This is a genomic window from Blautia sp. BIOML-A1 (assembly GCF_009883055.1).
Lineage (GTDB): Bacteria > Bacillota > Clostridia > Lachnospirales > Lachnospiraceae > Blautia_A.
In genome coordinates, this window is sequence record NZ_WWVR01000001.1 from 350,388 (window position 1) to 371,120 (window position 20,733).

Below are 20,733 nucleotides of genomic sequence, written 5' to 3' on the forward strand. Positions count from 1 at the left end.
AAAAGCGGACAGAAACGACAAGACAGAGAGAACAGAGCGGAACAGCAGAGCGAATTTCAAGAACGGCTCATCCAAAACACCGGCAAAAGCTGCTCTTAAAGCACCGGCGAAACCGCAGAACAAACAGCAGAATAAACCGCAGAGCAGAAGCACCGGCAAACGTGGACGTAAAGGTGCAGCCAGACTCAAGATCATTCCGCTGGGCGGACTGGAACAGATCGGAATGAACATCACAGCCTTTGAATACGGCGACAGCATTGTTGTTGTGGACTGTGGACTTTCTTTCCCAGAGGATGACATGCTGGGAATCGACCTTGTCATTCCGGATGTGACTTACCTCAAAGAAAATATTTCCAAGGTCAAAGGCTTTGTAATCACGCACGGACATGAGGATCACATCGGTGCTCTTCCTTATGTATTGAAGGAAGTCAACGTGCCGATCTATTCTACAAAGCTGACACTGGGACTTATCACAAACAAGCTTAAAGAGCATAACCTGGTGCGTTCCACCAAGTTAAAAGAAGTAAAGCATGGCCAGGTGATCAACCTTGGCGATTTTGCAGTCGAATTTATCAAGACAAACCACAGTATCCAGGATGCGTCTGCCCTGGCAATCTATTCTCCGGCGGGAATCGTAGTACACACAGGTGACTTTAAGGTGGATTATACACCGGTATTCGGAGACGCGATCGATCTGCAGCGTTTTGCCGAGATTGGAAAGAAGGGTGTCCTTGCCTTGATGTGCGACAGTACCAACGCAGAACGTCCGGGATTTACCATGTCCGAACGAACAGTCGGAAAGGTGTTTGACAGTCTGTTTAACGAGCACAGGACAACGAGGATCATTATTGCGACCTTTGCATCCAATGTAGACCGTGTACAGCAGATCATCAATACTGCATATCGTTTCGGAAGAAAGGTAGCAGTGGAGGGACGCAGTATGGTCAATATTATTTCCGTAGCGTCTGAACTGGGGTATCTGCGTATTCCGGAAAACACTCTGATCGAGATCGATCAGGTCAAGAATTATCCGGATGATAAGGTGGTTCTGATCACAACAGGAAGCCAGGGTGAGTCCATGGCGGCTCTTTCCCGTATGGCAGCCAACATCCACAAGAAGATCACGATCAAACCAAACGATACGATTATTTTCAGCTCCAACCCGATTCCGGGAAATGAGAAGGCTGTATCCAAGGTTATCAATGAACTTTCCATGAAAGGTGCGAAGGTTATCTTCCAGGATGTCCATGTATCAGGACATGCCTGCCAGGAAGAAATCAAGCTTATTTATTCACTTGTCAAACCGAGATATGCAATCCCGGTACATGGCGAGTACCGTCATCTGACAGCCCAGAAGCACGTTGCGGAGGATCTTGGAATCCCGAAGGAGAATATCTTTATCCTGGCATCCGGAAACGTTCTGGAAGTGGATGAGTACAGCGCGGAAGTGACAGGTTCCGTACAGACAGGAGCAATCCTTGTAGATGGACTGGGAGTCGGTGATGTTGGAAATATCGTACTCCGTGACCGCCAGCATCTGGCAGAGGATGGAATCATGATCGTCGTCATGACACTGGAACGCCACAGCAATGTGGTTCTTGCAGGACCGGATATCGTATCCCGGGGATTTGTCTATGTAAGAGAATCCGAGGATCTTATGGAGCACGCTAAAGAAGTTGTAGAATCCGCACTTGATTCCTGTCTGGACAGAAATATCACAGACTGGGGAAAGATCAAAAACGTAGTTAAGGATGCACTCAGCGAGTTCCTCTGGAAACGTACCAAGAGAAGCCCGATGATTCTTCCGATCATCATGGAGGCATAAAACATACAAATGGAAACAGTAAACAGGAATATTCATGCACTTCTGAATTCAATCCAGAAGTGCCAGATCTATAAAGATTTTAAGAAACAGGAAGAAGTTCTGAACAAAAATCCGGAGCTGGCAGAGAGGGTGCAGCGTTTTCGCGCTGAGAACTTCAGACTTCAGAATGAAGAAGGGCAGAAAGACGTTCTGGCAAAAGCAGAACAGTTGTCCAGAGAATCTGAAGAACTCCGCAGCTTTCCGGAGGTGAAGGCCTATCTGGACGCAGAGCTTGCCCTGTGCAGGATGATGCAGAAAATATGCAGAACACTGACAGATGGTGTGGAGATGAATATTCCCCGGATCTAAGAAAGGAGAACCTATATGGGAGACACGAGGGACCGGATGGGGGCGGCCGGCGTAGCAGTGGCAGGAGGATTTTTTAAGATCGCACTGTATGTCTGCGTGGCAGTTCTGATCATCTGGATCGGTAAGGTCACATATCAGTTCGGTTATGACATTTTTAATCAGCATGCGATGAGTCCGGGAGAGGGACAGGAAGTGACGGTTGTCATCAAGGAGGATGCGACCAGTTATGACATTGCCAGAACGCTCAAGAGCAAAGGCCTCATCGATGATGCACTGGTATTCGTAGTTCAGGAAAAATTATCCAACTACAGCGGCAAAATGAGACCGGGAACCTATCTCTTAAGTACCGCGTATACACCGAACCGAATCATGGGTATCCTTGCAGGAGATGCAGAGCAGGAAGGAGCCGCTTCGTGATCGTAGAAGAGAGAATGCGAACATACATCAATTCTCTGGATACAGGCAACACGCCTTTTCTTGAAGAACTGGAGAGGCATGCACTGGAGAATGAAGTTCCAATCATACGCAGGGAAATGCAGAGCTTTATGAAAGTACTTCTGGCAGTCAAAAGGCCGCTTCAGGTTCTGGAGGTGGGGACAGCTGTGGGCTTCTCCACGCTTCTTATGTGCGAATACGGACAGCCGGATATGCACATCACAACGATTGAGAATTATGAAAAGAGAATCCCAATCGCCAGAGAGAACTTTCGCAGGGCAGGAAAGGAAGACAGGATCACCTTTCTTACAGGAGACGCGGGAGAGATTCTTCCGACACTCTCCGGAAGATATGATATGATCTTTATGGATGCGGCCAAGGGGCAGTATATTCACTGGCTTCCCGAGGTGGTACGTCTGCTTGCACCGGGAGGAATTCTTCTGTCAGATAATGTGCTTCAGGAAGGAGAACTGATCGAATCACACTATCTTGTAGAACGCAGAAATCGCACGATCTACAAAAGGATGCGGGAATACCTCTATGAATTGAAACATCATCCACAGCTTCTTACCAGCATTGTGCCGCTGGGAGACGGAATTTCACTTAGTGTAAAAAGAGGAAATTATGAGAAAAATTGAATTATTAGTGCCGGCCAGCAGCCTGGAAGTCCTCAAGATCGCGGTTGTTTTTGGCGCGGATGCAGTATATATCGGCGGGGAAGCCTTCGGACTTCGTGCCAAGGCTAAGAATTTTTCCCACGAAGATATGGCAGAGGGAATCGCTTTTGCTCACGAGCATGGGGTGAAAGTGTATGTCACAGTGAATATTCTTGCACACAACGGAGATCTTCCGGGTGTCAGAGAATATCTTCAGGAACTCAGGGAATTAAAGCCGGATGCACTGATCATCGCAGATCCGGGAATTTTTACCTATGCACAGGAAATCTGTCCTGAGATTGAGTGTCATATCAGTACACAGGCAAATAATACAAACTATGAAACCTATAAATTCTGGTATCGACTGGGAGCGAAGCGCGTCGTAACTGCGCGTGAGCTTTCTCTTAAGGAAATCCGGGAGATCCGTGCCAACATTCCGGAGGATATGGAGATTGAAACATTTGTACATGGTGCGATGTGTATTTCTTATTCCGGCCGCTGCCTGCTCAGCAATTATCTGGTAGGAAGAGATGCAAATCAGGGAGCCTGTACACATCCGTGCCGCTGGAAGTATTCCATCGTCGAGGAGAAGCGTCCGGGCGAATATATGCCGGTTTTTGAGAATGAGAGAGGAACTTATATCTTTAACTCCAAGGATCTGTGCATGGTTGAGCATATGGACGATGTCCTTAACTGCGGGATTGACAGCCTCAAGATCGAGGGCCGTATGAAAACTGCTCTCTATGTGGCAACGGTTGCAAGAACCTACCGCAAGGCGATCGATGACTATCTGGAATCACCGGAGAAGTACAGGGCAAACATGTCCTGGTATCAGGAACAGATTTCCAACTGCACCTATCGCCAGTTTACGACAGGTTTCTTCTATGGCAAACCGGACGAGAACACGCAGATCTATGATAATAATACCTATGTTAAGGAATATACTTATCTGGGATATGCAGAGAAAGTTGATGAGAATGGATTTGCTCACATCACCCAGAGAAATAAATTTACTGTAGGTGAGACTGTTGAGATCATGAAGCCGGATGGCAGAAATATCGAAGCCGTTGTAAAGGCAATCTATGATGAAGATGGAAATTCAGTTGAGAGTGCACCGCATCCACAGCAGAAACTTGCGGTTGATCTCGGCACAGAGATTGAACAATATGATCTTTTGAGAAGATCAGAAGAATAAAAGGAGGCAGGACATTGACAAATGGTCAGTGTCCTGTCTTTTTTACTGTTCAAACAGCTCCCGGAGTTTTTGGAGGGCGTTTTTTTCAATCCGGGAAACATAAGACCGGCTGATATGAAGCTGTGCTGCAACTTCTTTTTGCGTCTGCTGTTCAATCCCGAAAAGACCATAGCGAAGACAGATGACCTGATATTCCTTCTGGGAAAGGGTATCTTTCAGGGAACAGAGCAGAAAGCGGATGTCTTCCCGCACAGAATACTGTTCCACGATATCTACAGGAGGACTTTCGACAATATCCAAAAGGCTGATCTCGTTTCCTTCTTTGTCCGTTCCGATTGGTTCGTACAGGGAAATCTCCCTGGAATATTTCTTTTTTGCCCGGAACATCATCAGAAGTTCGTTGTCGATACAGCGTGCAGCATAGGTAGAAAGCCTTGCACAGCGTGTGTGGTCAAAGGTGTTGATGGCTTTGATAAGACCGATAGTCCCGACGGAGATCAGATCCTCCAGATCTTCTCCGGAATTCTGATATTTCTTTGCAACATGGGCGACCAGGCGGAGGTTTCGTTCGATCAGAATACGTTTTGCTTCCGGATTCCCCTCCTGATAACGGCGAAGATATATTTTTTCCTGAGCGGACGTCAGGGGTTTTGAAAAGGTTTTCAAATATCCACCTCGAAAGGGGCGTTCCTTATAGCTTATGTCTGAGACAGGCTCTTCGTGCTTTTCCAAATAAAAAAGCTCTTTTCTTGCGTAAAAATCTGATGTAGTGTATAATATTGAATATGTGAGCCAAAAATACAATTTTAGGGATAAATCAGGTGAACTATATTGAAAAAACAGATTGAACAATTACTCAGCGGAAAATTCAAATACGACCAGCCACAGCTGCTTTTTTCAAAGGATAAGCTGTCCATCACTCTGGAAGCAGGAAAGACGATGCGGGGAGAACTGTATCTCGGAACAGAAGACAATGATAATATCAAGGGATACATAACTTCTTCGGACCGCAGATTTGTGCCGGGAAGCAGCCGTTTTTCGGGAACAATGGTATGTGTTCCGTACGGAGCCGATGGAACAGGAATGCAGCCGGGAGAGGTATGCACAGGATGGCTGTGTGTCACCTCAAATGTAGGAGAATACAAGATCCCGTTCTCGATCGAGGCGAAGCAGAATGAAGAACAGGATTTTCTCAAAGAGATCAAAGACATAGAAACCTTCAAAAAAATTGCCGAAGAAGACTTTAAGACAGCTTATCGACTGTTCAAAAAGCCATCCTTTGCAGCTGTCATGGAGAAGGCGGACAACAAACAGAAGTCTCTGTACGTCGGACTTTCAGCGACAGCTACCAATTACCAGAACCTGGAAGAATTTCTGATCGGCCTCGGAGAAAAGGAACCTGTTTCCGTTTCTCTTAAGACAACCTCAGCGGAATTTTTTGGACTCAGGGAATCCATTCAGGAATCTTTTGACATACACAAGAACGGATGGGGATATCTCAGACTGGAGATCGAGTCTACGGCAGAATTCCTGGAACCGGAACGCCATGTGATCACACAGGAAGAATTTATCGGAAGCAGCTGTCGTATTAATTACATAGTACATACAGACAAAATCCAAAAAGGCAACCAGATTGGTGAGATCATCGTCAGAAGTCCGTATCAGGAGCTGGTCTATCATGTGACCGCTTCCAGAGGCGCACGTATCCGTGTTGACCTGAATATCGAAGAGAAGCGCCGCAGGGCAGCACTGGTCCGTGATTACATAGATTATCGTGAGGAAAAAACAGACTTCAGAACCTGGGCAGACAAAGCACATAAGGCACTGGAGAAGCTTCGTCAGTCCGGAAACGAATATCCGGAATACCATTTGTTTGAAGCGTATCTTGCTTATCTGGAGGACAATCAGAGTCTTGCCAAGGAAATTCTCAAGTCCTGCCAGAGCAAGGAGTTTACACGCGATGAACTGGAAGAAGCCGGCACCTACCTTTATCTGTGCACAATGGTGGGACTTTACAGAGACAAGGGACAGGCTCTTCAGAAGGTCCAGAATTTTTTCCGACAGAGATCTGACAGCTTCCAGCTGCTGTGGATCCTGCTTCAGATGGATCCGACCTATCAGAATTCTCCGTCCATGGCACTCTTTATGATGGAAGAACTGTATGAGAAGGGCTGTACCAGTCCGCTTCTTTATCTGGAGGCCTGGAACTGGATCAGCAGAGATATCTCCAATCTGCACAGACTTTCCCCGTTCTGGATGCAGGTATTCCATTATGCGGGCAGGAGGGGATTTCTGACCGAAGAATTGGTGATGCGGCTGGCGTATCTGTCAGGCTACGAAAAGAAATTCTATGGCTGTCTGTATAAGGCACTTGCCGCAGGCTATGATAAATTTCCATCCGATGATGTGCTGGAGGCCATCTGCAAATATGTCATGAAGGGAGATCCGCGCAAATCGGTTTATTTCCGCTGGTTTTCTCTTGCTGTGCAGCGCGGTCTGAGGATCACAAGACTGTACGAATATTATATGGAAACAATGGATATTTCCTATCGAAGACAGCTTCCGAAGCCGCTTCTCATGTATTTTGCCTATAACGACAATTCTCTGGGAGATGCAAGGAAGGCTTATGTCTATGCCAGCGTGGTCACGTATAAGGACAGAGATCCGCAGACCTACGACAGCTATAAGGATACCATGAAGCGTTTTGCAAAACGCAAGGCAGAAGAGGGACAGATCGATGAGAACTATGCAATGCTTTATCAGGAATTCCTTCTGGAGCCGGTGGGAAGAGAGGCAGCAGACCGGATTGTAGAGAAACTGTTTACCAGCCGACTTTACTGTGATGATCCAAAGATCCGCGAGGTGATCGTCTGCCACAGACAGTTCGCAGCACAGGAAATCTATCCATGCGTGAGAGGCGTTGCCTATCCGAGAATTTATACGGATGATGCGGTGCTTCTGTTCCGTGATGAAAAGCAGCGCTGTTACGCATCCACTGTACATTATAATATCAAGAAACTGATGGATGAATGTAATGCACTGGAAGGAATCCTCAAATGCGGCATAGAAGACGCCGGTGTTCTTCTGCATTACTGTGAAGGCCATGAACTGAATGGGAAAAACCTGGAGTATTTCCAGCAGCTGGCAGAGTCCGAGAGATGTACAGAGGAATACAGGAGCTTTCTGAGAAAGCAGATTCTGGATTATTATGCGGCACATGCAGATGGAGAAGATCTGGACCGTTATCTGTATAAACTGGATTATCGGAAATATATGGAAGCAGACCGCAAGGTTCTCCTTGAAGTGCTGATCTCCAGAAGAATGTTCCGCCAGGCAATGAGCCTTGTAGAAGAGTATGGTTACGAGGGTGTTGAGATCAGCAGCCTTCTCAAGCTTACCAGCAGAATGATCCTCAAAAGTGATATGGCGGAGGATGATGAGCTTCTGGCACTGGCATCAGAAGTTTACAGAGAGGGAAAATATGACGAAGTTATCCTGCACTATTTGATGCTGTACCGCTTTGGACCGATCGGGGAGCTGCTCTCCATCTGGAAAAATGCCCGGGGCTTTGAAATGGATACCTATGATCTGGAAGAAAGAATTCTGGAGCTTCTGATCTTCACTTCTGACTACCGCAAGGAAGGTGAGGCTGTACTGGAATCCTATGTAAGCCAGTCGGGTAAGGAACGGCTGATCGGTGCCTATCTGACCCAGATTTCTTATGGGGTTTTTGTCAAAGAATATACCATGAGTCCGTTTGTGAGAAGCAGACTGGAATACGCTTACACCAACCACTGGCCATTGAATCTGGTGTGCAGGCTGGCTCTTTTCCAGGAAATCTCCAAAGAAAAGGATCCGAAACCGGAATATGTGGGAATGGAGAAAAGCATTCTGGAAGAGTGTGCAAGGGAGAACCTGACATTCGGATTTTTCCGAAGACTTTCTCCGGAGCTTCTGAGTCCATATCAGCTGGATGACAAGACCTTTGTGGAATGCCATGCACATCCGGGAGCCAGAGTGACACTGTTTTATGCACTGGACACGGGACTTGGCACAGAACTGGAATATAAGTGTGAACCTCTAAGAGAAATTTATGAGGGGATTTTCGGAAGGACCTTTACCTTGTTTTATGGAGAGAATCTTCATTATTATTTCCAGATCGACAGAGAAAAAAGCACCAGAACGACTGCAGAGAGGGTGCTTAACATGAAGAAAATCGAGGGAAGTGCAGGAAGTAAGTATCAGCTTCTCAATCAGATGCTTTCTGACAGAAGGCTGGATAAGAAACAGGAAGTAAAGGACGGGCTTAAGAATTATCTTCGCCAGGAACAATATGTAAAAGAAATGTTTACGATAGATAGGGAAGACGGAAAATGAACGAAACGAGAGATTTAATTATCGGAATCGACCTGAGAAATGACAGCTCCCAGCTTTGCTATTATGACCGAAATGCAGATGAACCACGTTCGCTTCCGGTAAAGGTAGGAAGCAGTCAGTATGAAGTGCCGACCTGTCTGTGCAGAAGAGTGGAACAGAAGGATTATTGCATCGGTATTGAAGCGGAATATTTTGCAAGAGAAAAAGGAGGTTTTCTCATCGAAGACCTCTGTGGAATATCTCAAAGCCGGAATACTGTGCAGGTGGCAGGAGAGGAAAAGCAGCCATGGGAGATCCTTGCATATTTTCTGGAAGGAATGCTTAAACTCACTGGTGTTGCAGAGGTGAACAGAAATATCCGTTGTCTGACCGTGGCAATGGAGTCACTGGATGACATCCAGGTCGAAAACCTCCAGAAAGCAGGAAAGCTTCTGGAGATTCCAGAGAACAGCTTTATCATCATGGATCATGAGGAAAGCTTCTATTATTATATCATGGGGCAAAAGGCTGAAACCTGGAACCGCAGTGTCGGTTGGTACAATTTTGACAATAATCATGTAACCTTTCGAAAGATGGTCATGAGTTCTGGTGCAAAACCGGTGATGGTAAAATTAGAAGATCCGATAGAGACAGATCTGAACGATACAGATGATGAGCAGAGAGATGCCGACTTTTATACCTTTGCCAAAAACACACTTGGAAATGAGCTGTATTCCAGCATTCAGATTGACGGAACGGGATTTGACCAGGAGTGGGCACAGAAATCTGTAAAACTTCTCTGCTACCAGAAGCGCAAGGTATTTTATGGAAACAATCTTTTTGCAAAAGGTGCCTGTGCGGCTGGTGCAGAGCGTTTTCTCACGCACAAACTGAAAGATTACCGTTATCTGGGAAGTGCACTGGTTACAAAGAATGTCGGAATGGATATGCGTATTATGGGTGCACAGGCGTATTATCCGCTGATCGAAGCAGGAAGAAACTGGTATGAGTGCAGGGCTGAGTACGAACTGATCCTGGACGGCACGGATGAATTGATTTTTGTCGTTTCCCCGATGGGAGAGGGCGATAAGAAAAAAATCGGCATGCGCCTTCCGGGCCTTCCAAAGCGTCCGAACAAAACCACCCGTCTGCACGTAAAGCTTCAGTATATTTCACAGAAAAAGTGCGAGATCACCGTGACAGATCTCGGTTTTGGTGAGATGTTCCCGGCGAGCGGCAAAGTATGGACAGAAGTCACAAGATGGTAAGGAGGGGATAAGATGAGCGGATATATTTTATGTCAGACACAAAAAGCAAAGATTCCGTATTATATCGAGAATATCAGCACAAATGTCTATTCCCTGGAAGAACTTTGCTATTATTTTTATCATAATCTTTATCTTGTCGATGAGAGTATTCTGAATGAACAGCTGTGCAGATGGCTTCAGGAAGAACTGAATCTTCCGAAGCTGGCAGCAAAGCTTCGTTCCCTGTTTACAAGGAATTTCAGCTTGGAAGAATTTCTGTATCCTGTGTTCAAGGAAATTAATTATCTCACCTACGAAGAAATGAAAAGCCTGAACCTGCAGATTCAGAAGCTGGCAGAAGAATCCCCACTTCTCAGAGCGAAATGCAAGGGTGACGCTCTGGTACAGAATGATATGTATGTGCAGGCAATCCAGGTCTATCAGAAGATTCTGGACGAAGAAAATATAGAGGAAGTCAGAGAAGGATTTACAGAATCCGTTTATCATAACCTGGGCTGTGCCTACAGTTATCTGTTTCAGATGGAAAAAGCCGTCGAGTGCTTCCGCAGGGCATATGAGGGCAGCAGAAGCCGGAAGGCACTGGAGACTTATCTCCTGGCAGTCGGCGTTACCAGAACCCCCGCAGAGTATCAGAGCGTGGTAAGAAGACTCGGTGTAGAAAAAGAGGTTCTTCAGGATATCAAGGAGAAGCTGGCAAAATTTGGCAAAAAGCCGGAAGTTTCGGCTGACCTGGACAATCCGGATGAAATACTTCAAAAGCTCACCCGAGAATATCATAGAAGCACAGGTTCTTAAGCAGAAGTCCGGAATCGTCAAAAAATATCAGATCAAAATGGGAAATTCTCCAAATAGACTGGACGAATCGTACAGAATCTGGTAAACTAGACGTATAAATTGGAAGTGGTAAGACCAACTTCCGATAAGATTAGGAGGAATTTATCATGTTAGTAAACGCTTCAGAAATGTTGAAAAAAGCAAAAGCTGGTCACTATGCAGTTGGTCAGTTCAACATTAACAACCTTGAGTGGACAAAAGCAATCCTGCTTACAGCACAGGAACTCAACTCTCCGGTTATCCTCGGTGTATCCGAAGGTGCAGGAAAGTACATGACAGGCTACAAGACTGTTGTTGGTATGGTTAAGGGAATGATGGAAGAACTGAACATCACTGTTCCGGTTGCACTTCACCTTGATCACGGCAGCTATGAAGGATGCCTGAAATGTGTTGAAGCCGGATTTACATCTATCATGTTTGACGGTTCCCATTATCCGATCGAAGAGAACGTAGCAAAAACAAAAGAACTGGTTAAGATCGTTGCAGATCACGGAATGTCCCTGGAAGCAGAAGTTGGTTCCATCGGCGGTGAAGAAGACGGTGTTGTAGGTATGGGTGAATGTGCAGATCCTAAGGAATGCAAGATGATCGCTGATCTTGGTATCGACTTCCTTGCAGCAGGTATCGGTAACATCCATGGTAAATATCCGGCAAACTGGAAAGGTCTGAGCTTTGAGACTCTGGACGCTATCCAGCAGCTGACAGGAGATATGCCGCTCGTACTTCACGGTGGTACAGGTATCCCGGCTGATATGATCAAGAAAGCTATCGACCTTGGAGTATCCAAGATTAACGTAAATACAGAGTGCCAGCTTGCATTTGCTGCAGCTACACGTAAATACATCGAAGAAGGCAAGGATGAGCAGGGCAAAGGATATGACCCACGTAAACTTCTTGCTCCTGGATTCGAAGCAATCAAGGCTACTGTTAAAGAAAAAATGGAACTGTTTGGTTCTGTTGACAAAGCCTGAGATTTATTCGTCCTGAACGACAAACAATGAGAAAGCCCCGGAGAGGATTCACAGAATTTTTTCCAGGGTTTTCTTTCATTTCATAAAGGAAATTCTTCCATATAATAGAAAGGAAATTCCTTCATATAAAGTTGCGGGATATTTCTCTTCGTGGTAAGATGGCTCTATGACAAAAAAAGAAGACATTATCATCATGAACTTTTCGGGAATTTACAGACAGCAGCAATTCTGGCGGACCGGAGAAATACAGAGACAAAACATCTCCTGGGTGGAGGTACAGGAGCTTACGGGAAGCAACTGCTACTGCGATGAAGAGGCAGCGAAGGTTCTGAAAGAAAAACTGAAAAAATTTTCGGCAGAGGGAATGCATTTTATTGATTCCGGGAACTATCACTATATGAGCCGTATCTGGCTGGAGAAACTGGAAACCCCATTCCGGCTGGTTGCATTTGACAATCATACGGATATGCAGCTGCCGGCCTTTGGCGGACTGCTCTCCTGCGGAGGATGGATCGCAGCTTCCCTTGAGGAGCTTCCTCTTCTTGAGAAAGTGATCCTGATCGGGCCGGATCAGGAGGCCTTTGACCAGACGGAGCCAGTCTTTCGACAGAAGGTACAGTATTTATCCAGAGAGAAACTGCGCATAATGACTCCAGAAGAAAAGAGAGCATTTTTTGAGAAGATGGAAATGGATTATCCGATGTACATCTCGGTTGACAAGGACGTTCTCTGTAAGGATGACGCTTCGACCACCTGGAGCCAGGGAGATATGACACTGGAAGAACTGTGTCAGTTTGTGGAAATTCTTCTGGATAAACAGCAGATTCTGGGAATGGATGTCTGTGGAGAATGTGATCCGGATGCCTGCGACGGGAATCATCTGAATGACCGGGCAAACCAGGAACTTCTGAGAATATGGAAGGGAGACAAAAGCCTGTGAAAAACGAACTCTTTACAATCGGACCGCTCACCGTATACGGATATGGTGCCATGATCGCACTTGGTGTGATCGCAGCCTGGATCGTGACCGAATGCAGGGCCAGGAAGCTCCGCCTCAGCAGTGACCATGTATTTGCCCTTGTCCTCTGGGGACTTCTGGGAGGACTTGTCTGTGCAAAGCTTCTTTACTGGATCACAGAATGGGATTCTGTGATGAAGGATCCGGGATTTCTTCTGGACACTCTGACAGACGGATTTGTAGTTTACGGAGGAATTATCGGAGGAATTCTGGCAGGCTGGATCTACTGTCGGGCAAAAAAGATCAATTTCTGGGCATATTTCGACCTTGTAATGCCCTCCGTTGCACTGGCACAGGGGTTTGGGCGGATTGGCTGTCTGCTTGCAGGTTGCTGTTATGGAAAAGAGACGGACAGTATTCTGGCGATCACATTCCACGAATCGGAGTTTGCACCAAACAATGTGCCGCTGATCCCGACTGAAATTTATTCCAGCCTTTTGGACTTTGTACATTTCGGAATACTTCTGTTTATTGCCGGAAGAAAGAAGAAGGATGGTCAGGTGGCTGCCTGTTATCTCCTCTTTTACAGTATTGGAAGATTTATTCTGGAGTTTTTCCGGGGAGATCTGATCCGCGGAAGCGTTGGAGTACTGTCAACTTCTCAGTTTATCAGCCTGTTTATCGGTGTAGCAGGAATCCTGATTCTAATCCTCAGAAGCAGAGAAAATCCAGGCAGACATTCCTGAATGGAATAAAAGCTTCCGGTGTTATAAGGCTGTGGATGGAGCGAACAGTAAGAAGTTCCCGGAAACAGACATAAACATCATGGCAGGTACATACCTTCTACAAAAGAAGGATGGAGGAGTCTGGCCATGCAGATAGCAGAAGAAGCCGTGGCACCGGCACAGAGCCAGAAGTATCAGAATTTTATCATCCGTTATAATCAGAATGTTCATGGAGATTTTGATTATCGGTCGGACGAAAACTTTCAGATTGTCAACGATCTGTTTGGAATTCTCTATGTTGCGGAGCAAGATGTTCCAGAATTGGGATTTAACAGTTATTCGTATTCTTCGATACCGAAATGTTACACATACATGGATTCCGGGGCTCTGAGCACCTCAGGTGTGCTTAAGCTTCATGATCATCCATATCTTAATTTAAAAGGAGCCGGAACGCTGGTAGCAGTCATTGATTCGGGGATCGACTACCGACATCCGGCTTTTCGTAATGGAAATCAGAGTAAGATTGTGAGTATCTGGGACCAGTCTCTGCCGGGGAAACGCTCAGGCCAGATTCCCTATGGAAGGGAATTTACAAAAAAACAGATCGATGAGGCACTTTCTGCTTCGGATCCACTTGCAATCGTTCCATCCACAGATCAGAACGGACATGGAACAGAGCTTGCCGCCACAGCCGCAGGAAACCGTATGCCGGAGGAAAATTTTTCCGGGACAGCACCAGAGGCGGAGCTTGTAATCGTCAAACTGAAGCCGGCCAAAAAATATCTGCGGGATTTTTATCTTCTTTCCGACGATGCAGAGGTTTTTCAGGAGGATGACATCATGTTGGCAATCTCCTACGTACTGCAGTGTGCAGTAAAGCGTAAGATGCCCCTTTCCATTTGTATCGGGCTTGGAAGCAGCATGGGAGCACACAGAGGAAATGGTCCTTTAAGTGAATTTATCAACAGCACAGCAAGCTTCAGCCAGAATTCCATCTCTATCGCAGCCGGAAATGAAGGAACCGCAAGACATCATTATTTGAGTGGAACCGCAGGACCGACAAAAACAGATGCGGTAGAACTGAAGGTAGGAGAACGGGAGAGTGTTCGAGGGTTTTCTATGGAATTCTGGGGCGATTCTCCTAATTTCTATAACATTACCATTCAGTCACCGACCGGCGAGAAACTTCCTGTCAGCAGTGCTTTGAAATACGGGACACAGGAACTGTCCTTTGTGTTTGTAGAAACAAAAATCCTGGTCAACTACATACCTATCGAGCGGCGGACAGGAAAAACGCTGGTGTTTTTTCGATTCCTGCACCCGGCTCCCGGAATATGGAAGCTGTTTGTGGAGGAACGAATGGAGGATAATACATGGTTTCATCTCTGGCTGCCGGTCAGAGGCATGATCTCTGATGAAACGTATTTCCTGGAATCCTCTCCGGAATTTACGATCACTTCCCCGGGAGATGCGAAAGACGGCATGACTGTCACTGCTTATCAGCATCAGGACAACAGCCTTTATATTCAGGCGGGACGGGGCTATAATACAGAAAATGTAGTAAAACCGGATTTTGCAGCACCGGGAGTTGGAATTCTGACGGCATCCATCGGAGCGGGACGGCCCTTCGCCGAAGCAACCGGAACCAGTCTGGCAGCGGCACAGAGTGCAGGGATTGCGGCACTCTTGTTTGAATGGGCCCTGATTCGTGGAAACGAGCCATATTTTACCGGAAACAGCGTCAAGAATTATCTGAGCCGCGGAGCAGTCCGGGACGGAGAAATGCAGTATCCTAATCCTGCGTGGGGATATGGAAGAGTGGATCTGTATCATACGTTTGAACTTTTGACGTGAGAAATACAGATTTTATCATGAAAAGTATCCAAATTTTTTGCTGTCTATACAAAAAAATTGGATATTTTAATTGTGTTTTCAAAAACTTTTTGTTATAATATATACGCATTGACGATTATTCGGAGCGGTCAGGACGGATAATCTCAAAAAACATACGATTCCGGCACATTGGAAGAAAGAGGGCAGACGAAGAGGAAAGGGTGGCCGGAATAGAAACAGGAGGAAAAAATGAAACGAGGTAGTATTTTTGAACTGAGTGGTGTTCCAAAGTTCCAGGAAGCTATTCCGCTTGCTCTGCAGCATGTTGTTGCCATGATCGTTGGCTGTGTTACTCCGGCGATCATCGTAGCCGGTGCTGTAGGCGGTGGCGGTCTGAGCGACAAAGACCGTGTTATTCTGATCCAGGCATCGCTGGTGATCTCTGCACTGTCAACACTGATCCAGCTGTTTCCGATTGGCAAGAAGGGTGGATTCACACTTGGATCCGGACTTCCGATGATCATGGGTGTCAGCTTTGCCTACGTTCCAAGTATGCAGGCGATCGCAGAAGGCTATGGAATCTCGACAATCCTTGGTGCACAGATTGTTGGTGGTATTGTAGCCTTTATCATGGGTATACTGGTCCGTAAGATCAGAGTGTTCTTCCCGCCGCTGATCACTGGTACGGTTGTATTTACCATCGGACTGTCCCTGTATCCGACAGCGATCAACTATATGGCTGGCGGCACAAGCAACCCGAATTATGGCTCCTGGCAGAACTGGCTGGTGGCATTCTTCACTCTGGCAGTTGTAACTACATTGAACCATTTTGGCAAGGGAATCCTGAAGTTGGCCTCCATCCTGGTCGGTATTATTGCCGGTTATCTGGTATCCATTCCGTTTGGTATGGTAAATCTCACAAGCGTAGGTCAGGCAAAAGTATTCCAGTTTCCGCAGTTCATGCATTTTGGAATTCACTTTGAAATCTCTGCCTGTGTTGCGATCGGACTTCTGTTTGCGATCAACTCCGTACAGGCGATCGGAGATTATTCTGCAACAACAATCGGAGCAATGGACCGCGTGCCGGAAGACAGAGAACTTCAGAACGGTATCATGGCCTATGGTGTCAGCAACGTGATCGGTGCCCTGTTTGGCGGACTTCCGACAGCAACCTACAGCCAGAACGTTGGTATCGTTACAACAACAAAGGTTATTAACCGCTGTGTACTCGGTCTTGCAGCAGTCATCCTCGGCGTTGCAGGAATCGTACCGAAATTCTCTGCACTTCTGACAACCATCCCTCAGTGTGTACTCGGTGGTGCAACGGTATCTGTATTTGCCTCCATTGCCATGACAGGTATGAAACTGGTAGCTTCTGCAGAAATGGATTACAGAAACTCATCCATCGTAGGTCTTGCAGCAGCAATCGGTGTCGGTGTTTCCCAGGCGTCAGCAGCACTGGCAAGCTTCCCGGACTGGGTAACAACCATTTTTGGTAAATCTCCGGTAGTTCTGGCAACACTGATCGCAGTAGTCCTGAACATCATTCTTCCGAAGAGCCGCGTAGAACAGAAGGAAGAAGAGAAACTCAAAGAAGAAGTAAAAGAAAAGATCAAACAGGATCATGAGGAGTTTGATCAGGAATAAGAAAAGAAAATCCCCCTCCCATCACGGAATACATCTCCGTGGTGGGAAGGGGATTCTTTTATTACTTTATAGGAAATTACTCCGTAATGTTCCAATAAAGTAATAAACGCTCCGCGAGGATGCGACCAGATGTATGTGGAAGATGTCTGCTAAAGCAGACTGCATCTGGCGCGCAAAGCGTAACAAGTCCCTCAAAGATTGAGGAATTTAGGGAGTTTGAAGCGGACTTGTCCGCTTTGTTATTATAGTAAAAATAACGGATTTATTTGCGGTATACAAATGCCGGAAGTCCATCCTCTCCAAGAGGAACCTCAATATTTCCCTGGATCAGCGGACGGGCATAGCGGATAAAGTCCTCTGTGACATCGTGACCGTCAGGGGTGATCCATTCTGCCGGAACAACCTTTTCCTGATTACAGATCTCATTGACATCCTCAAGACCACAAACCATCTGATAAGCACCGTTCTCATCTGTCTGACGGATGAAAGAAACCATCTTGCCGGTTTCTCCGTTCAAAGCAGCATTCACACCAAACTTACCGGCAGCAACTGCCTCCTGCTGATCGGCAGCAGAGATCATTGCAGCAGAGCAGCGCTGGCTGACATTCAGTTCAACAGAACGAGCCTTGACACCAAGACGGCTGCGTACAAGATTCTCGAGATACTTACCGCAGCCTGCAAGCATCTTGTGACCGAAGGAGTCCGTTCCTACAGAACTGTCATATTCACAGATGAAAGTTCCTTTAGAATCGTGGATTCCCTCAGAAACACAGACGATGAGGTTGCAGTTCGTCTCGAAAGCCTTTTCCAGATCCTTAAGAAAAGCATCCTGATCAAAGTCTGTTTCCGGAAGATAGATAAAAAGAGGATTATCCCCCTGATATTTACGCGCGAGGGCACTGGCAGCAGTGAGCCATCCTGCATGACGTCCCATGATCTCGATGATCGTTACAGATTTTTTCTCATAAACATTGGCATCCAGAGTAATCTCACGGACAGTAGATGCAACATATCTGGCAGCACTTCCGAAACCAGGGGTGTGATCTGTATGGATCAGGTCGTTGTCAATCGTCTTCGGTTCACCGATGACACGGATAGAACTGCCGACTTTGGCTGCATAGCGGGAAAGCTTGCTCACAGTATCCATAGAGTCATTTCCGCCGATGTAGAAAAACCATCCGATGTTCATTTCCTCAAACTTGCGGAAAAGTTCCGGATAGACTGGATCCTCAAGAGATTCCGGCAGCTTGTAACGACAGGAACCAAGATATGCACCCGGAGTATGCTTAAGATAAGAGAGCTTTTCGCCTGGAAGAGCTTCCTCAAAATCAAGGATACGTCCAGCCAGAAAACCCTCAATTCCATTTACCATACCATAAACATGTCCGATTTCGTCAGAATGAGCAAGTCCCTCAGAGACAACCCCGTAAAGACTGCTGTTGATCACGGCAGTAGGACCACCTGACTGTCCGACGATAAGATTTTTCTTTGCCATTTGTAATACCTCCGTTTGGGTTGATGATGAAATCATTTTAACATATGAAATGGGGATTGACAAATGAATGTTTTGAGGATGAAAAAAGAGAAGAGACGTATCGTAAAGTATGTTACTTTGCGAAAATAAAACCTGAGATTCTGGCTTTTGCCTTGAATTCAAACATACTAATGATGAGATTGATGAGAAAAAGTATGATACGGAACTGCGTGGTGCAGGTGTTAATTCTATCATCAAAATCGGAATTGCATTTCGCGGGAAACATGCTGTAGTTAAACGAAAATAAAAATGAGTATTTTGTAGTTCCAATTTTTGCATGAAATGGCATAAATAAAGAAGAAAGAGGTGGTTGGCGATCAGGTAGTACATAAGATATATTATTCAGGATTTCAGTCAGCCGGTACTATCCCTGATTCCAGCTATTTTTGTCAGTGCCTGTGTGATCTTTGTTATCAGCAGGCTGTGTGAGAAAAGAGGAGTGTCTGAGAAGAAGTGCATACGTAGTCGCGTGATATGGACGTTGTTTCTTGCTTATATTTTGGTTGTTTTTCATACAACCTTCTTTTCCCGGGAGGCGGGCAGCAGGAAGACAGTCAGTCTGATTCTGTTCGAAACCTGGGGAAGGTCTTTTCATATGCATGCCATGTTTATTGAGAATATTATCATGTTCATTCCGTTTGGTGTGTTTTTACCGACTTTATTTGAGAGGTTCAGAAACTGGCGTCTGTGTGTACTGACTGGATTTTTGTGTTCCTGCAGCATTGAGATTTCGCAGTATATCACCCAGAGGGGATATATGCAGCTGGATGATGTGGTGACAAATACAGTCGGAGCACTGCTTGGATGGGGCAGTATGGAGGGCGGTGCGGCGCTGGCGTGAAAGTCATGTGCAGGACTGAGCCGGGAGAGTTCTCCCTGCTGCCTCAGAGGAGCAGCAGGTTCTCGAACCGGAAGGTTTCATCTTCATCCATCAGTTTTTCCATTTCGTTAAGGTTGAGGTCGGAGTGCTCCAGTTCCCGTGAGAAGCGGTAACAGATGGATACGAGGTCGTTAAATGTAAAGCGGCGGTCATTTGCAAGGTAAGTACCCACGGCGAGGTCGTGGATCATGGAGGTGCAGATGACTGCCATCTTTATTTTGGCAGAGATCTGGCCATCGTAGACGGCACCGCAGAAGTAGGTGTAGATCCAGTAAACGAGCAGCTGCTCTTCCTGGATTTCCCAGTCTGGGTAAGCATTCAGAAATTCCTGACAGCATTCGGAGAGTTTCGTTTCGGTATCGCAGGTCTTGTAAAGCACTTTGAGGATATTATCCAGGTATTCATGCCATCCTGCGCGCAGAACCTCCATCTTAGGAATGACAGTTTTCCAGATCTGTTTGTGACAGGAAACGGAATCTGTCCCGGAGGCGGTCCATTTCTTAAGCTTTGCAAGAAAGGCTTCTCCGACGCCGGATTTCTGATGGCGTCTGCGGATATCTTCCCACTGATACAATTCGTTTTTGTCGAGACTCAGCTGGAAATCATGGGCACAGGCGAGGAGTTTTTTGCGGCGCAGTTCCATGGGAATGGTTCTGTCCTGTACGATGGAGAGAAGGTAATCTCTGGTGTCCATCAGGGCAGTAAAAAGCAGATAGTCAAAATCCTCATAAGTTTCTTCGGGAGAGGATTTTTCTATGGTACGGAAGGTTGTCCTGTCTTTTCGGGAGAGAAAAATCCTGGCGGTCTCTGGACAGGATAGGGAGAGGGAGTATTCGCGGAGTCCCTCAAACTCTTCGATGTGTCTTGGGTATTTTCGGCAGGTGTCACAGAGCATCTCCGGTCCGGCTTCGCTGTAAATGTCGCAGAGATTGTCTTCATTTAAGAAAGCACAGCGTCTGTCATACTGGCGGAAGGATTTTTCCTCCCAGTCGATGTCGTTGTGGAGACGGTTGCGGAAAGGCCCCTTGAAGCGGCGGTATTTCCTGAGGCTTTTGTCGTCTATCATGATCTGCCATCCTGCACAGCAGGTATCCGGACAGGCATCTGCAATGCAGGAGAATTCTTTATAAAAAGCAGGGAAAGTGATCTGCATGGTTTTCCTCCTTGTAGGTGAAGTTATAATTGTTCAGAAAGCCTTTTTTATGGGCTTTTAAAGTGCTTCCACTGTATTTCCGGAACATAAGGATTATAGCATTCTGCTCTGTAAT

The 20,733-nt window shown here is 46.3% G+C and carries 17 protein-coding genes; 14 read left to right on the forward strand and 3 right to left on the reverse strand.

Annotated elements, in window-relative coordinates; translation table 11 throughout:
• The first annotated feature begins 190 nt into the window (after window positions 1–190).
• The 5 genes from GT674_RS01685 to GT674_RS01705 are packed head-to-tail and all read left to right on the forward strand — an operon-like array spanning window position 191 to window position 4,459.
• Window positions 191–1,825: an RNase J family beta-CASP ribonuclease gene (locus GT674_RS01685; RefSeq protein ID WP_161284114.1), complete on the forward strand. Its 1,635-nt coding sequence runs from the start codon at window positions 191–193 to the stop codon at window positions 1,823–1,825.
• A 9-nt stretch (window positions 1,826–1,834) separates the two neighbouring features.
• On the forward strand, window positions 1,835–2,173 hold the full coding sequence (locus GT674_RS01690) for a YlbF family regulator (protein WP_161284061.1): 339 nt from the start codon (window positions 1,835–1,837) through the stop codon (window positions 2,171–2,173).
• 15 nt (window positions 2,174–2,188) lie between these two features.
• Complete coding sequence (locus GT674_RS01695; RefSeq protein ID WP_161284062.1) at window positions 2,189–2,590, forward strand: endolytic transglycosylase MltG; 402 nt, start codon at window positions 2,189–2,191, stop codon at window positions 2,588–2,590.
• Window positions 2,587–3,246, forward strand: a complete 660-nt coding sequence (locus tag GT674_RS01700; protein ID WP_161284063.1) for an O-methyltransferase — start codon at window positions 2,587–2,589, stop codon at window positions 3,244–3,246. Before GT674_RS01695 ends, GT674_RS01700 begins: the two co-directional genes overlap by 4 nt.
• On the forward strand, window positions 3,233–4,459 hold the full coding sequence (locus GT674_RS01705) for a peptidase U32 family protein (RefSeq protein WP_161284064.1): 1,227 nt from the start codon (window positions 3,233–3,235) through the stop codon (window positions 4,457–4,459). The genes GT674_RS01700 and GT674_RS01705 overlap by 14 nt, the downstream gene beginning before the upstream one ends.
• Window positions 4,460–4,501: 42 nt before the next feature.
• On the opposite strand, the gene sigK is transcribed toward GT674_RS01705, so the two are convergent.
• Window positions 4,502–5,125 carry an RNA polymerase sporulation sigma factor SigK gene (gene sigK / locus GT674_RS01710; protein ID WP_161284065.1) on the reverse strand — a complete coding sequence of 208 codons (624 nt, stop codon included), beginning with the start codon at window positions 5,123–5,125 and terminating at the stop codon, window positions 4,502–4,504.
• A 165-nt stretch (window positions 5,126–5,290) separates the two neighbouring features.
• Here sigK and GT674_RS17315 point away from each other — a divergent pair, with 165 nt between their 5' ends.
• From GT674_RS17315 to GT674_RS01750, 8 genes are all read left to right on the forward strand, one after another.
• Entirely contained in the window at window positions 5,291–8,836 is a 3,546-nt protein-coding gene (locus GT674_RS17315; RefSeq protein WP_243149018.1) for a DUF5717 family protein, read from the forward strand.
• A complete protein-coding gene (locus GT674_RS01720) occupies window positions 8,833–10,083 on the forward strand; it encodes a DUF5716 family protein (RefSeq protein WP_161284066.1) in 1,251 nt (416 codons plus the stop codon). The genes GT674_RS17315 and GT674_RS01720 overlap by 4 nt, the downstream gene beginning before the upstream one ends.
• Before the next feature lie 12 nt (window positions 10,084–10,095).
• Window positions 10,096–10,878, forward strand: a complete 783-nt coding sequence (locus tag GT674_RS01725) for a tetratricopeptide repeat protein (protein WP_161284067.1) — start codon at window positions 10,096–10,098, stop codon at window positions 10,876–10,878.
• 146 nt (window positions 10,879–11,024) lie between these two features.
• A complete protein-coding gene (fba, locus tag GT674_RS01730) occupies window positions 11,025–11,888 on the forward strand; it encodes a class II fructose-1,6-bisphosphate aldolase (protein ID WP_161284068.1) in 864 nt (287 codons plus the stop codon).
• Window positions 11,889–12,054: 166 nt separating this feature from the next.
• Window positions 12,055–12,828, forward strand: a complete 774-nt coding sequence (locus GT674_RS01735) for an arginase family protein (protein ID WP_161284069.1) — start codon at window positions 12,055–12,057, stop codon at window positions 12,826–12,828.
• Entirely contained in the window at window positions 12,825–13,592 is a 768-nt protein-coding gene (locus GT674_RS01740) for a prolipoprotein diacylglyceryl transferase (RefSeq protein ID WP_161284070.1), read from the forward strand. The genes GT674_RS01735 and GT674_RS01740 overlap by 4 nt, the downstream gene beginning before the upstream one ends.
• Before the next feature lie 126 nt (window positions 13,593–13,718).
• Window positions 13,719–15,425 (forward strand): S8 family peptidase, encoded by a 1,707-nt coding sequence (locus tag GT674_RS01745; protein WP_161284071.1) that lies wholly within the window; start codon window positions 13,719–13,721, stop codon window positions 15,423–15,425.
• A gap of 228 nt (window positions 15,426–15,653) precedes the next feature.
• Entirely contained in the window at window positions 15,654–17,051 is a 1,398-nt protein-coding gene (locus GT674_RS01750) for a uracil-xanthine permease family protein (protein WP_161284072.1), read from the forward strand.
• Window positions 17,052–17,313: 262 nt separating this feature from the next.
• Here the strand turns inward: GT674_RS01750 and GT674_RS01755 are convergent, their stop codons facing one another.
• On the reverse strand, window positions 17,314–18,546 hold the full coding sequence (locus GT674_RS01755; RefSeq protein ID WP_161284073.1) for a 6-phosphofructokinase: 1,233 nt from the start codon (window positions 18,544–18,546) through the stop codon (window positions 17,314–17,316).
• A 478-nt stretch (window positions 18,547–19,024) separates the two neighbouring features.
• Between GT674_RS01755 and GT674_RS01760 the strand changes: the two genes are divergently transcribed.
• A complete protein-coding gene (locus GT674_RS01760) occupies window positions 19,025–19,426 on the forward strand; it encodes a VanZ family protein (RefSeq protein ID WP_161284074.1) in 402 nt (133 codons plus the stop codon).
• Window positions 19,427–19,469: 43 nt separating this feature from the next.
• On the opposite strand, the gene fliB is transcribed toward GT674_RS01760, so the two are convergent.
• Window positions 19,470–20,618, reverse strand: coding sequence for a flagellin lysine-N-methylase (gene fliB / locus GT674_RS01765; RefSeq protein WP_161284075.1), 1,149 nt, complete (start codon window positions 20,616–20,618; stop codon window positions 19,470–19,472).
• Between the last annotated feature and the right edge of the window lie 115 nt (window positions 20,619–20,733).

What these genes read in the sequence shown, in the direction of transcription:
- GT674_RS01725 (WP_161284067.1), top strand. Translation starts at nt 10,096, where the DNA reads ATGAGCGGATATATTTTATGTCAGACACAAAAAGCAAAGATTCCGTAT.
- GT674_RS01720 (WP_161284066.1), top strand. Translation starts at nt 8,833, where the DNA reads ATGAACGAAACGAGAGATTTAATTATCGGAATCGACCTGAGAAATGAC.
- GT674_RS01735 (WP_161284069.1), top strand. Translation starts at nt 12,055, where the DNA reads ATGACAAAAAAAGAAGACATTATCATCATGAACTTTTCGGGAATTTAC.
- GT674_RS01755 (WP_161284073.1), bottom strand. Translation starts at nt 18,546, where the DNA reads ATGGCAAAGAAAAATCTTATCGTCGGACAGTCAGGTGGTCCTACTGCC.
- GT674_RS01745 (WP_161284071.1), top strand. Translation starts at nt 13,719, where the DNA reads ATGCAGATAGCAGAAGAAGCCGTGGCACCGGCACAGAGCCAGAAGTAT.
- fliB (WP_161284075.1), bottom strand. Translation starts at nt 20,618, where the DNA reads ATGCAGATCACTTTCCCTGCTTTTTATAAAGAATTCTCCTGCATTGCA.
- GT674_RS01750 (WP_161284072.1), top strand. Translation starts at nt 15,654, where the DNA reads ATGAAACGAGGTAGTATTTTTGAACTGAGTGGTGTTCCAAAGTTCCAG.
- fba (WP_161284068.1), top strand. Translation starts at nt 11,025, where the DNA reads ATGTTAGTAAACGCTTCAGAAATGTTGAAAAAAGCAAAAGCTGGTCAC.
- GT674_RS01705 (WP_161284064.1), top strand. Translation starts at nt 3,233, where the DNA reads ATGAGAAAAATTGAATTATTAGTGCCGGCCAGCAGCCTGGAAGTCCTC.
- GT674_RS01690 (WP_161284061.1), top strand. Translation starts at nt 1,835, where the DNA reads ATGGAAACAGTAAACAGGAATATTCATGCACTTCTGAATTCAATCCAG.
- GT674_RS01695 (WP_161284062.1), top strand. Translation starts at nt 2,189, where the DNA reads ATGGGAGACACGAGGGACCGGATGGGGGCGGCCGGCGTAGCAGTGGCA.